The sequence below is a fragment of the Klebsiella sp. D-Nf1 genome, from assembly GCF_002810515.1.
Lineage (GTDB): Bacteria > Pseudomonadota > Gammaproteobacteria > Enterobacterales > Enterobacteriaceae > Klebsiella > Klebsiella variicola.
Genome location: NZ_PIOK01000013.1, coordinates 1 through 13162 on the forward strand (window position 1 = coordinate 1; position 13162 = coordinate 13162).

Annotated in this window: 12 protein-coding genes and 1 rRNA gene; 3 read left to right on the forward strand and 10 right to left on the reverse strand. The window is 56.6% G+C overall.

What is annotated here, in order from left to right; genetic code table 11:
• The 5 genes from CWM54_RS26500 to pepQ form a co-directional block, all read right to left on the reverse strand.
• Positions 1-87: ribosomal RNA gene (locus CWM54_RS26500) — 16S ribosomal RNA — on the reverse strand; the annotation flags it as partial.
• Positions 88-475: 388 nt separating this feature from the next.
• The gene (gene hemG, locus CWM54_RS26505; protein WP_061156163.1) at positions 476-1009 is read right to left on the reverse strand and encodes a menaquinone-dependent protoporphyrinogen IX dehydrogenase; all 534 of its coding nucleotides are present in this window, start codon (positions 1007-1009) and stop codon (positions 476-478) included.
• Positions 1010-1020: 11 nt separating this feature from the next.
• On the reverse strand, positions 1021-2472 hold the full coding sequence (gene trkH, locus CWM54_RS26510; RefSeq protein WP_061156164.1) for a Trk system potassium transporter TrkH: 1452 nt from the start codon (positions 2470-2472) through the stop codon (positions 1021-1023).
• 39 nt (positions 2473-2511) lie between these two features.
• On the reverse strand, positions 2512-3126 hold the full coding sequence (locus CWM54_RS26515) for an IMPACT family protein (RefSeq protein WP_061156165.1): 615 nt from the start codon (positions 3124-3126) through the stop codon (positions 2512-2514).
• Positions 3126-4457: a Xaa-Pro dipeptidase gene (gene pepQ / locus CWM54_RS26520; protein ID WP_016160083.1), complete on the reverse strand. Its 1332-nt coding sequence runs from the start codon at positions 4455-4457 to the stop codon at positions 3126-3128. Before pepQ ends, CWM54_RS26515 begins: the two co-directional genes overlap by 1 nt.
• Positions 4458-4648: 191 nt before the next feature.
• Here pepQ and fadB point away from each other — a divergent pair, with 191 nt between their 5' ends.
• Positions 4649-6838: a fatty acid oxidation complex subunit alpha FadB gene (gene fadB / locus CWM54_RS26530; RefSeq protein ID WP_100699094.1), complete on the forward strand. Its 2190-nt coding sequence runs from the start codon at positions 4649-4651 to the stop codon at positions 6836-6838.
• Between the two features lie 9 nt (positions 6839-6847).
• Positions 6848-8011, forward strand: coding sequence for an acetyl-CoA C-acyltransferase FadA (fadA, locus tag CWM54_RS26535; protein WP_008807927.1), 1164 nt, complete (start codon positions 6848-6850; stop codon positions 8009-8011).
• 106 nt (positions 8012-8117) lie between these two features.
• Here the strand turns inward: fadA and fre are convergent, their stop codons facing one another.
• Positions 8118-8819: an NAD(P)H-flavin reductase gene (fre, locus tag CWM54_RS26540; protein WP_100699096.1), complete on the reverse strand. Its 702-nt coding sequence runs from the start codon at positions 8817-8819 to the stop codon at positions 8118-8120.
• Positions 8820-8874: 55 nt separating this feature from the next.
• Entirely contained in the window at positions 8875-10344 is a 1470-nt protein-coding gene (gene ubiD, locus CWM54_RS26545) for a 4-hydroxy-3-polyprenylbenzoate decarboxylase (protein ID WP_074387399.1), read from the reverse strand.
• Between the two features lie 178 nt (positions 10345-10522).
• Here ubiD and rfaH point away from each other — a divergent pair, with 178 nt between their 5' ends.
• On the forward strand, positions 10523-11011 hold the full coding sequence (rfaH, locus tag CWM54_RS26550) for a transcription/translation regulatory transformer protein RfaH (protein ID WP_008807930.1): 489 nt from the start codon (positions 10523-10525) through the stop codon (positions 11009-11011).
• On the opposite strand, the gene tatD is transcribed toward rfaH, so the two are convergent.
• The 3 genes from tatD to tatB are packed head-to-tail and all read right to left on the reverse strand — an operon-like array spanning position 11008 to position 13162.
• On the reverse strand, positions 11008-11811 hold the full coding sequence (tatD, locus tag CWM54_RS26555; protein WP_165785977.1) for a 3'-5' ssDNA/RNA exonuclease TatD: 804 nt from the start codon (positions 11809-11811) through the stop codon (positions 11008-11010). The two genes, rfaH and tatD, sit on opposite strands and share 4 nt — an antisense overlap.
• A 32-nt stretch (positions 11812-11843) precedes the next feature.
• On the reverse strand, positions 11844-12623 hold the full coding sequence (gene tatC / locus CWM54_RS26560; RefSeq protein WP_061156171.1) for a Sec-independent protein translocase subunit TatC: 780 nt from the start codon (positions 12621-12623) through the stop codon (positions 11844-11846).
• A gap of 2 nt (positions 12624-12625) precedes the next feature.
• Positions 12626-13162: a Sec-independent protein translocase protein TatB gene (tatB, locus tag CWM54_RS26565; protein ID WP_061156172.1), complete on the reverse strand. Its 537-nt coding sequence runs from the start codon at positions 13160-13162 to the stop codon at positions 12626-12628.

Consider the following 13162-nt stretch of genomic DNA (forward strand, 5'->3'; position numbering starts at 1 on the left):
AGCAAGCTCTCTGTGCTACCGCTCGACTTGCATGTGTTAGGCCTGCCGCCAGCGTTCAATCTGAGCCATGATCAAACTCTTCAATTTAAGTTTGATGCTCGTGAATTAAACTTCGTAATGAATTACGTATGTTCACTCAGAGACTTGGTATTCATTTTTCGTCCGAGGACGTTAAGAATCCATGTCACTTTGAGTGCCCACACAGATTGTCTGATAAATTGTTAAAGAGCAGTGCCGCTTCGTTTTTCGCTGCGGCGCGGGGTGTGCATATTACGCTTTCCCGCTGCAGAGTCAAGCATTTATTTTTGCTTTTCTCTGCGAGGTTCTCACCGGAACCCCGCTGACCCGGCGGCTTGCTTGCCGTTGTTCCGTGTCAGTGGAGGCGCATTATAGGGAGTAATTCTGAGGTGACAAGGGGAAATTCAAAAAAACTTTTCGTTCGCTCAATTCTCCACCACAACGCGAGTTTTACGCGCTATTTGCTCGCCATTTGAGCGATTTCTCGAGCAAACCGGGATACCTGTTGCCAGTCGGTATAAACCACCTCTTTCCGGATATCCGTTTCGCCTCCAGTCATTTTCATAATCAGGCGGATCATAAACCGATCGTACCAGCGGTAGCGCGGGTAGCGCAGCGCGCCGGCAAACACCGCGCAGCTCTGCGGCTGCCACGGCGAGTTCAACAGAAACTTACGCGTATAGCTGTTGGTCTGCGGCGTACGCTTCTCGGGTTTACGGGCTACCAGGTTGACCGAGAAGAATGCTCCCGGCAGCGCCTGCAATGATGCCAGATGCTTTTTCACAAAGCGGTCCACCGCCGGATGAAAGTGCCCGTAGCGAATCGACGCGCCAATGACCACCCGATCGTAGTGATGCCATTCGACGACATCGGTACGATTCAGGTTCAAGGTATCCGCATCAATGCCCAGCTCTTTTAGCTCGGAGGCCAGAAACGAAGCGATTTCACGGGTCTGCCCGTCGCGGGTGGAGAAGAGTATTAAAGTTTTCACGAGCACTCCTGTTATTCGCGCCAGAAAGTGGGAGTAAAGAGCACCAGTAAGGTGAACACTTCCAGACGACCAAACAGCATATTAGCAATCAGGATCCATTTCGCGACCGGGTTCATGGTGGCAAAGTTGTCCGCGACAACGCCAAGCCCAGGCCCGAGGTTGTTCAACGTCGCCACTACGGAGGCGAAGGCAGAGAAGTCATCCACCCCGGTGGCAATAATCGCCAGCATACTAATGATAAAGACCAGCGCATAGGCGGAGAAGAATCCCCACACGGCTTCAAGAATACGTTCCGGCAGCGCGCGGTTACCTAACTTGATGCTATACACCGCATTCGGGTGTACCAGACGCTTAAGCTCACGGTTGCCCTGCTTGAACAGCAACAGGATACGGATCACCTTTAAGCCACCGCCCGTGGACCCGGCGCAGCCGCCGATAAATGCGGAGCAGAGCAGCAGCACCGGCAGGAACAGCGGCCAGCGCGCAATGCTATCGGTGGTGAACCCCGCGGTGGTCGCCATCGACACCACCTGGAAAAATGCCTGATTCAGCGTCGTCAGCACCGATCCGTACACGTTATGAAGCCATAGCACCAGCGTACAGATGATGACCAGCGTCAACTGGACGCCAATGAACATCCGAAATTCTGGGTCGCGCCAGTACACCTTCAGGCTGCGTCCGCTCAATAATGAAAAATGCAGACCGTAGTTACAGCCGGAGATCAGCAAAAAGATCGCGATGATGGAGTTAATCATCGGGCTATTGAAATAGCCGACGCTGGCATCATGAGTCGAGAAACCACCGATAGCGATGGTGGAAAAGCTATGACCAATCGCATCGAAGGCCGGCATACCGGCAAACCAGAGCGCCAATGCGCAGGCTATCGTCAATAACACATAGATAAGCCACAGCGTCTTCGCCGTCTCGGCGATACGCGGGCGCATCTTGTTGTCTTTCAAGGGGCCGGGCATTTCCGCACGGTAGAGCTGCATCCCCCCAACGCCGAGGATAGGCAGAATCGCCACCGCCAGCACAATGATCCCCATACCACCGAACCATTGCAGCATCTGCCGGTAAAAGAGAATTGCATGAGGTAACGAGTCCAGCCCCACCAGCGTGGTCGCCCCGGTCGTCGTCAGGCCGGAAAATGACTCGAAGAAGGCATCCGTCACCGTCAGGTTCGGCTGCTCGGCGAAAATAAAGGGCAAGGCCCCCACGCTCCCCAGCACGGTCCAGAACAGCACCACGATCAGAAACCCTTCGCGGGATTTCAGTTCGCCTTTTTGCTTACGATTCGGCCACCACAGCATGGAGCCAATCGCCAGCGCAACAAAAAAGGTTTGAGTGAAGGCCCGCCCCGCGCCATCGCGATATATCAGGGCCACTAATCCCGGAACGATCATCGTCCCCGAAAATAAGATGACCAACAGTCCAACGATTCGGGTTATGGCGCGAAAATGCATCTCTGGCGCTTCCTTTGATAGGCAAAAAAACAGAGGGGATTATTCGTCAATCTTCAGTAATTGCAATGAACCGCGACTAAAATCAGCCAGTTTTGCTGAAAAAGCCGCCACTTCGGCCCGGGGAAGCGCCACGCGAAGCCGAACCGACGCCAGATATTCGCTTTCGACTACGCTCCCGGAGAATTGGGCAAGCAGCGATTCGACGCCAGCCAGTTGCCCATACTCACATTGCAAAGTATATGCCGTTAGCGGCGTCTTGCGCTGCGTTGTCAACTGCGCCAGCGCCTGATGAACACCGCCGCCATAGGCTTTGACCAGGCCGCCGGTGCCCAGCAGGATACCACCGTAGTAACGCACGACGACAGCGGTTATCTCACCCACACCGCACCCCATCAACTGTGCCAGCATCGGTTTGCCCGCCGTCCCCGCCGGTTCGCCATCGTCAGAAAATCCCAGCTGTTGCGAATCATCAGGCGGCCCGGCGACCCACGCCACGCAGTGGTGACGGGCATCAGGGTGATCCGCTCTGACGGACTCGACAAAGGCTTTAGCCGCCGCCACGCCGTCGGTATGCGCCAACAACGTGATAAAACGGCTTTTTTTAATCTCCTCAACGACGGTAACCGGCGCCGCCGGGATTAACCAACTTTCCATTACGCCAGCTTCAGATCGCGCGTCATATTTTCAATGCTGTTTTCGTGGACCACCACGTTATCTTCGATACGGATCCCGCCAAACGGTTTCATGGCGTCAATTTTCTGCCAGTTGAAGTGCTTGCTGAACGGGCCTTCACGCCACGGCGCCAGTAACGACTCGATGAAGTAGATGCCGGGTTCAATGGTCAGCACCATGCGCGGCTCGATAATACGGGTGCAGCGCAGATACGGATATTTCGACGGCGCCGCCAGATGCGTACCGGTGTCATCCTGCATAAAGCCAGCAACATCATGTACCTGTAGACCCAGCGGATGGCCAATCCCGTGCGGCATAAACGGACCGGTCAGGTCATTCTCCACCATCGCCTCTTCGCTCATATCGGAGACTAACTGATGTTTACGCAGCAGCTTTGCGATGCGCTGATGGAACTGGATATGGTAATCAACATAACGGGTCCCGGCCTTCATGGTGCTAATCAGCGCCAGCTGCTCGTCATTAACGTCTTTAATCAGATGGGCAAAGTCGTTGTCGCCGTGTGCCGCCCAGGTTCGCGTCAGATCTGCGGCATAGCCGTTATATTCTGCACCGGCGTCGAGCAGGAAGCTGCGCATCTCCGCCGGGGCGCGATGATCCAGTTTGGTGTAGTGCAGGACGGAAGCATGCTCATTCAGCGCCACGATGTTGCTGTAAGGCACATCGGTATCACGATGGCCGGTGGCGGTGAGATAGGCCTGGTTAATATCGAATTCGCTCATTCCGGACTGGAACGCTTCATAGGCCGCGCGATGGCCATTGACCGCCGATTTCTGCGCTTCACGCATGCAGGCCAGTTCGTAATCCGTTTTGTAAGCCCGATAGTAGTGCAGGTAATCGATAACCCCTTTCGGGTTGATCTTATCCGCAGCGATACCCAGCCCCAGCGCGCGCTCCGGTACCGGCCCAATATAGCCGATATTACCGCGAGCGGCAGGCAGCTGGCTGCCGATGCCATCGGCCTTCGGCAGAGCAATGACGTCAACCTCTTCGGTCCAGAATGAGGTCGGCAGCGGCTCGACGTTGTGCCAGTAATCGACCGGCAGATAGAACCACAGCTTCGGTTTGTTGACGCCATCCACCAGCAGCCAGCAGTTAGGCACCTGGGTCACTGGCACCCAGGCTTTGAACTGCGGGTTGACCTTGAACGGATACGGATGGTCGTCAAGGAAGACGTTAACCAATTCACCGGAGTGAATCAGCAACGCATCCATTTGAAAACGGGTCAGCACGTCACGGGTACGTTCTTGTAGGGTAACAATATGATTTTTATAGAGCGCGGACAGGGATTCCATCTTTCATCCTTTGCTTTTATGGGATCGTGATACTCCGCATCTTAGCACATCACCCTGCGTGCGGGTGATTTCCGCCGGATGTGATCCGACCAGCAATTATTTAAAGAGTAATTTGCAATTCTTTAACATAAATTCCACACTCCGTTTCATCTGGTATGACCAGATCATATTGCTGGATTCAGGAGACTGACATGCTCTACAAAGGCGACACCCTGTACCTCGACTGGCTGGAAGATGGCATCGCCGAACTGGTGTTCGATGCCCCAGGTTCGGTCAACAAGCTTGATACCGCAACCGTAGCCAGCCTCGGTCACGCGCTGGACGTACTGGAAAAACAACACGATCTCACAGGTCTGCTGCTGCGCTCTGAAAAAGCGGCTTTTATCGTCGGCGCGGATATCACCGAATTTCTCTCGCTGTTCCTGGTCCCTGAGGAGCAGTTAAGCCAGTGGCTGCATTTTGCTAACAGCGTTTTCAATCGTCTGGAAGATCTTCCCGTCCCGACTATCTCTGCCGTCAATGGTTACGCGCTGGGCGGCGGTTGTGAATGCGTCCTGGCGACCGATTACCGCCTGGCGACGCCGGATCTGCGTATCGGTCTGCCGGAAACCAAGCTCGGCATTATGCCAGGCTTCGGCGGTTCCGTGCGTCTACCGCGCCTGCTCGGCGCCGATAGCGCGCTGGAAATTATTGCCGCCGGAAAAGACGTCGGCGCCGATCAAGCGCTGAAAATCGGCCTGGTGGATGGCGTGGTCGCAGCGGAAAAACTGCGCGATGGCGCGCTGGCGATCCTGCGTCAGGCCATTAATGGCGACCTGGACTGGAAAGCTAAACGTCAGCCAAAACTGGAACCGCTGAAGCTCAGCAAAATTGAAGCCACCATGAGCTTCACGATTGCCAAAGGCATGGTCGCGCAAACTGCCGGGAAACATTACCCGGCGCCGATCACCGCGGTGAAAACCATTGAAGCCGCCGCGCGTCTTGGTCGTGAAGAAGCCCTGGTGCTGGAAAATAAAAGCTTTGTCCCGCTGGCCCATACCAATGAGGCCCGCGCGCTGGTTGGTATCTTCCTGAACGACCAGTACGTCAAAGCGAAAGCGAAAAAGCTGACCAAAGATGTCGAGACGCCGAAGCATGCTGCTGTCCTGGGCGCTGGCATTATGGGCGGCGGTATCGCATATCAGTCAGCCTGGAAAGGCGTGCCGGTGGTGATGAAAGACATTAGCGACAAATCGCTGACCCTGGGCATGACCGAAGCGGCGAAGCTGCTGAACAAGCAACTGGAACGCGGCAAAATCGACGGACTGAAACTGGCCGGAGTGATCAGCACCATTCAGCCAACTTTGGAATACAGCGGCTTTGATCGCGTCGACGTGGTTGTTGAAGCGGTGGTGGAAAACCCGAAAGTGAAGAAAGCGGTGCTGGCCGAAACCGAGGCAAAAGTGCGCCCGGATACCGTGCTGGCGTCTAACACCTCTACAATCCCCATCAGCGAACTGGCCAGCGTGCTGCAGCGCCCGGAAAACTTCTGCGGTATGCACTTCTTTAACCCGGTGCATCGCATGCCGCTGGTTGAAGTGATCCGCGGCGAAAAAACCTCAGATAAGACCATCGCCACAGTTGTGGCCTGGGCCAGCAAAATGGGCAAGACGCCAATCGTGGTGAATGATTGTCCCGGCTTCTTCGTCAACCGCGTGCTGTTCCCCTACTTCGCCGGCTTTAGCCAGCTGCTGCGTGACGGGGCGGATTTCCGCAAAGTCGACAAAGTGATGGAAAAACAGTTTGGCTGGCCGATGGGCCCGGCTTATCTGCTGGACGTGGTCGGCATCGATACCGCCCACCATGCCCAGGCCGTCATGGCGGCGGGCTTCCCGCAGCGGATGCAGAAAGATTATCGCGACGCCATCGACGCCCTGTTTGACGCCAGCCGTTTCGGTCAGAAGAACGGCCTCGGCTTCTGGCGTTATAAAGAAGACAGTAAAGGCAAGCCGAAGAAAGAAGAAGATGCCGCAGTCGACAGCCTGCTGGCCGACGTCAGCCAGCCGAAGCGCGATTTCAGCGATGAAGAGATTATCGCTCGCATGATGATCCCGATGGTTAATGAAGTCGTCCGCTGCCTGGAAGAAGGCATTATCGCCAGCCCGGCGGAAGCGGATATGGCGCTGGTATACGGCCTGGGCTTCCCTCCGTTCCACGGCGGCGCATTCCGCTGGCTGGACACCATTGGCAGCGCGAAGTATCTCGATATGGCACAGCAATACCAGCACCTTGGCCCGCTGTATGAAGTGCCAGCCGGTCTGCGTGACAAAGCGCGCCATAACGAAGCGTATTATCCCCAGGTAGAGCCAGCCCGTCCGGTTGGCGCTCTGAAAACGGCTTAAGGAGTCACAATGGAACAGGTTGTCATTGTCGATGCAATTCGCACCCCGATGGGCCGTTCGAAGGGCGGCGCCTTTCGCAACGTGCGTGCGGAAGATCTCTCCGCGCACCTGATGCGTAGCCTGCTTTCGCGTAACCCGTCGCTTGAGGCGAGCGCGATTGACGATATTTACTGGGGCTGCGTGCAACAAACGCTGGAGCAGGGTTTCAACATTGCGCGTAACGCCGCGCTGCTGGCAGAAATCCCGCACTCGGTACCGGCGACGACGGTTAACCGTCTTTGCGGTTCCTCCATGCAGGCGCTGCACGATGCGGCCCGTATGATCATGACCGGCGATGCCAGCGTCTGCCTGATTGGCGGCGTTGAACACATGGGCCATGTGCCAATGAGCCACGGTGTCGATTTCCATCCGGGCCTCAGCCGTAATGTGGCGAAAGCCGCCGGCATGATGGGGCTGACCGCGGAAATGCTGGCGCGTCTGCACGGCATTAGCCGCGAAATGCAGGATCAGTTCGCCGCACGCTCTCACGCTCGCGCCTGGGCGGCGACGCAATCAGGCGCCTTCAAAGCGGAGATTATTCCCACCGGCGGCCACGATGCCGATGGCGTACTGAAGTCTTTTAACTATGACGAAGTGATCCGCCCGGAAACCACCGTCGAAGCGCTGGCGGCGCTGAGACCGGCATTTGATCCGGTGACCGGCACGGTAACGGCAGGCACCTCTTCCGCCCTTTCCGACGGCGCGGCGGCGATGCTGCTGATGAGCGAAAGCCGCGCCCGCGAGCTGGGGCTGAAGCCACGCGCCCGCGTCCGTTCGATGGCGGTGGTCGGCTGCGACCCGTCCATTATGGGTTATGGCCCGGTTCCGGCCTCAAAGCTGGCGCTGAAAAAAGCGGGCTTATCCACCAGCGATATTGACGTCTTTGAAATGAATGAAGCGTTTGCCGCGCAGATCCTACCGTGTATTAAAGATCTGGGGTTAATGGAGCAGATTGACGAGAAGATCAACCTCAACGGCGGCGCGATCGCGCTCGGACATCCGCTGGGCTGCTCCGGGGCGCGCATTAGCACCACGTTGATCAATCAGATGGAACGCAAAGACGCGCAGTTCGGTCTGGCGACCATGTGTATCGGTTTAGGTCAGGGTATTGCCACTGTGTTTGAGCGGATTTAATCGAAGGGTTATCTCAACGCCATTGCGACCAGAAACAGGCAGCAATGGCGAAGAGAGCAGGTTTAGTTGCCGTTCTTCCCGCCTGTCAGGGGCGGGTTTTTTCTTTTCAGATAAAGGCAAACGCATCGCCAAACAGGCGATCTTCGCGCGCGCCGCGTTCGTTGCAGAACAGGTCGCGGGCAATCTTGGCCATCTCAAAACGACCGGCAATGTAAATATCATGCTCGGCCAGCGTACCGTAATCCTGCAGCACGGCGGTGAGTACCGTACCGGAGCGACCACGCCACCCTTCTTCCGGTTGCTCGACCACCGGCTCGATGCGCAGATTCGGATGCTTGATGCTTAACGCTTCCAGCTCGGCCAGATCGTACAGATGCTTAGCCTCGCGGCCGCCCCAATAAATGGCGATATCGCGATCCGGGTTACGCGCCAGCGCGGTTAACAGAATAGAACGCACATAAGAGAAACCGGTGCCGCCGGCGATCAGAATCAGCGGACGTTCTTCGTCATCGCGCAGCCACGCTTCGCCATGCGGAATATCAACCTCAATTTCACGCTCTTTCAGAATGCGATCCATGACCGCCATCGCATACAGATTGAGTTCAGAAGCACCAATATGCAGCTCGATAAACGCGTGTTCCGACGGCGTGGAAGCCATAGAGAATGGACGCTTGTCGCGCTCGTCCATTACCACCATCAGATACTGGCCAGCGCGGAAAGAGAATGCCGCTTCCGGTACTAATCGAACGCGATACACGGTATCGGTAATCGCCTCCACTGAGGTCACTTTACAGCTTAAGGTTGTCATGCGTCCCCTCTGTCGGGTCTATAGAGCAAAACAGCGGCGTTAGCCCCGCTTACTGTTATTTAAAGATGGCCAGTTCATCCCAGATGGCGTCGATGCGCGCCGTCACCTGAGGATCTTTTTTGATTGGACGACCCCATTCACGCTGGGTTTCGCCAGGCCATTTATTCGTGGCATCCAGCCCCATTTTTGAACCCAGGCCGGAAACCGGCGAGGCAAAATCCAGATAATCTATTGGCGTATTTTCTACCAGTACCGTATCACGAGCCGGGTCCATACGGGTAGTGATCGCCCAAATCACATCGTTCCAGTCGCGTGCGTTGACATCGTCATCGCAAACGATCACGAATTTGGTATACATGAACTGGCGCAGGAACGACCAGACGCCCATCATCACGCGCTTGGCATGACCCGCATACTGTTTTTTCATCGTCACCACCGCCAGGCGGTAGGAACACCCTTCCGGCGGCAGATAGAAGTCGACGATTTCCGGGAACTGCTTTTGCAGAATGGGCACAAAGACTTCGTTCAGCGCCACGCCCAGCACCGCAGGTTCATCCGGCGGACGACCGGTATAGGTCGAATGATAAATCGCGTCTTCGCGCTGGGTAATGTGGGTTACCGTAAACACCGGGAAGCTATCCACTTCATTGTAGTAGCCAGTATGATCGCCATACGGGCCTTCCGGCGCCATCTCACCGGCCTCAATGTAACCTTCGAGCACAATTTCCGCGCTGGCTGGCACTTCAAGGTCATTGGAAACGCACTTCACCACTTCGGTCTTGGTGCCGCGCAGCAAGCCTGCGAAAGCGTATTCCGACAGCGTATCGGGCACCGGCGTCACCGCGCCAAGAATGGTCGCCGGATCGGCGCCAAGCGCTACGGAAACCGGGAAGCGCTCGCCGGGATGCGCCGCGCACCACTCCTGGAAATCCAGCGCGCCGCCGCGGTGGGACAACCAACGCATGATGAGTTTATTTTTGCCGATCAGCTGCTGGCGATAAATACCCAGATTTTGCCGCTCCTTGTGCGGGCCGCGGGTCACCGTCAGCCCCCAGGTAATCAGCGGCGCGGCATCTTCCGGCCAGCAGGTCATAATCGGGATTTTATTCAGGTCGACGTCATCGCCCTGGATGATTTTTTGCTGGCAGGGCGCGCCGCGCAGGCGTTTGGTCGGCATATTCAGCACTTGCTTGAACTGCGGCAGCTTATCAAACAGATCGCGGAAGCCTTTTGGCGGTTCCGGCTCTTTCAGAAAAGCTAACAGCTTACCCACCTCGCGCAGAGAACTGACCTCTTCCTGCCCCATCCCCAAGGCCACGCGACGCGGCGTACCGAACAGGTTGCACAGCACCGGCATGGTATAGCCTTTCGGATTTTCAAACAGCAGCGCCGGGCCACCGGCGCGAAGGGTCCGGTCGGCAATTTCGGTGATTTCCAGGTGAGGATCGACCGGCAGAGTGATACGTTTTAGTTCGCCCTGTTGTTCCAGGAGTGTCAGAAAGTCGCGAAGATCGTGGTATTTCATGAAAGTGTTATAGACCTCTCTACAGGCGGCTAATTATACGGTGTTCGGCGGCGCGATGCTGTAATTTTGTTAAATTAGCGTGAAAGAACGCTGAAATTTGGATTTCAATTATAATGGCTTTCGCGATTACACCAGCCATTTGTTATGCTTGCCGTTATTAGAAGTGGAATGAGTCATTATGCAAGCCTGGTACTTACTGTATTGCAAACGTGGGCAGCTACAACGAGCCCAGGAACATCTGGAACGTCAGTCAGTTAACTGCCTGATGCCGACGATTGCGCTGGAAAAAATCATTCGCGGTAAACGCACCATGGTCAGCGAACCGCTGTTCCCGAACTACCTGTTTATTGAGTTCGATCCAGAGGTGATTCATACCACTACCATCAGCGCCACCCGCGGGGTTAACAACTTCGTGCGCTTTGGCGCCCTGCCCGCTGTCGTTCCCTCGGCGGTGATTCATCAGCTCTCTATCTACAAACCAGAAGGCATTACCGACCCGGAAACGCCGCATGAGGGCGATAGCGTGCTAATCACCGACGGCGCGTTCGAAGGCTTACAGGCTATCTTCACCGAGCCGGACGGCGAAGCTCGTTCTATGTTGCTGTTAAACCTGCTGAATAAGCAAGTCCTGCAGAGCGTTAAAAATACCGACTTCCAGAAAATCTAAACGCCGTTAACGTCGATGCCAAACAGCGTCCTGACGTTTGCGTCCGTTTGCGCCTCCAGCCATTGCGTCTCTTCGCCCCGCCAGCTCGCGACGCTGGCCAGGATATGCGGCAAATACGCGGGCTCGTTACGCCGCGAGGCCGGTCTCGGCTTGAGGTCGCGCGGCAGCAGATAAGGCGCATCGGTCTCCAGCAGCAGACGTTCCGCCGGGATCGCCGGCAGCAGCTCGCGCAGCTCCAGTCCCCGCCGCTCATCGCATACCCAACCGGTAATACCGATAAACAGGCCCAGATCCAGGCACTCCTGCACCTCGCTGCGGCTGCCGGTAAAGCAGTGCAGCACCGCGCCCGGGATCTTCTCAAGCCAGGGTTTAAGCAACGCCAGAAACCGGTCGTGAGCGTCGCGGCAGTGTAAAAACACCGGCATCGCCAGCTCAGCGGCCAGCGCCAGCTGGGCGCTGAACGCTGCCTCCTGCGCCTGCGGCGTGGAGAAATTACGGTTGAAATCCAGACCGCACTCACCTATCGCCACCACCTGTGGCTCGCGGGCGAGGGTATAAATCGCCTCGGCGACCGCTGGCGACCAGCTGCTGCCGTCATGGGGATAAACCCCTGCCGTGGACCAGCAACCGGAATAATGGCTCGCCATTCTCTGGGCCTGCTGGCTCTCCGGCAAATTTGTGCCGGTCAGCAGCATGCCGTGAACCCCCGCCGCCCGGGCGCGCGCCACCACCTCATCATGGTCGCGGGAAAACTGCGAACTGGTGAGATTAACGCCGATATCAAACATGATCGCTCCCATATGACAACCGCCCTGACGGGCGGTTGGCGGTATTACTCTTCTCTGTGCTGTGCGGCTTCAGCTTCGGCCGCAGCGTCGTCATCACGCGTCAGGCGCTTCCCGGTGTAGAAGCGGGCGAAGAACACCCCGACTTCAAACAGACAGTACATCGGAATGGCCAGCAGCGTCTGCGAGAATACGTCCGGCGGCGTCAGCAGCATACCCACCACGAAGGCGCCCACCAGCACATACGGCCGTTTTTTGCGCAGCTCTTCCGGCGTGGTAACGCCCATCCAGCAGAGCAGCACAATGGCGACCGGTACCTCAAAAGAGACCCCGAAAGCCATAAACAGCGCCATCACGAAGTCGAGATAGCTGCGGATATCGGTCGAGACCAGCACCCCCTCCGGGGCAGCATGGGTCAGGAAGCCGAACGCCAGCGGAAACACGACAAAATAAGCGAAAGCCATGCCGATATAGAACAGCAGCGTACTGGATACCAGTAAAGGCACCACCAGCCGGCGCTCGTGCTTATACAGCGCCGGCGCGACGAAGGCCCATACCTGGTAAAGAATAATCGGTACTGACAGGATCACCGACACCATGAAGGTCAGCTTTATCGGCGTAAAGAAAGGTGAAGCGACATCGGTGGCGATCATCGTCGCGCCCACCGGCATCTTGCTGATAAGCGGGGCCGAGACCAGCTGATAGATATCGTTGGCGAAATAGACCAGCGCCAGGAAGATCACCAGGATAGCAATGATGCTGTTGAGCAGACGCTTGCGCAGCTCAATCAGATGCGAAATTAACGGTTGAGTATCGTCTACGCCCATGTTTACGGTTTATCACTCGATGCGGGGGAAGAATGCGGAGCTGCCGCAGTCGCGGGGGTTTTCTCTGCCGGAAGGTCAGCCGGTGAAGCGGGTTGCTCATCGAGAACCGCCTCCGGCGCATGAGCCGGAGCGCTGGCCTGATGCTCTGCCGTCGCCGGCGTGACGTCCTGCCGTTGCGCTTCGCTGCCTTTCACCACCGGATTATGGATGGTATTGGCTTCGTCGCTGGCCTTTTCAGGATCGTGGGCGCTATAGGAACGCTTCATCGACTCTGCGGCCTCGCGCAGTTCATCCATGGAGGCTTTCAGCTCCGGCGTCAGGTTGTTCAGGCTGGCCTTTTCCACCTTTTTGAGGCTCTCCTGGAACTCCTGCAGTTTTAGCTCCTGGGCCAGCTCATTTTGTACCGTGGTCGCCAGCGACCGTAGCGTACGGATCCAGCCAACTACCGTTTTAACCGCTACGGGGAGCCGCTGTGGCCCCAGAACAATGAGGCCAATCACAAACACCAGCAGTAGTTCACTAAAACCAATATCGAACAC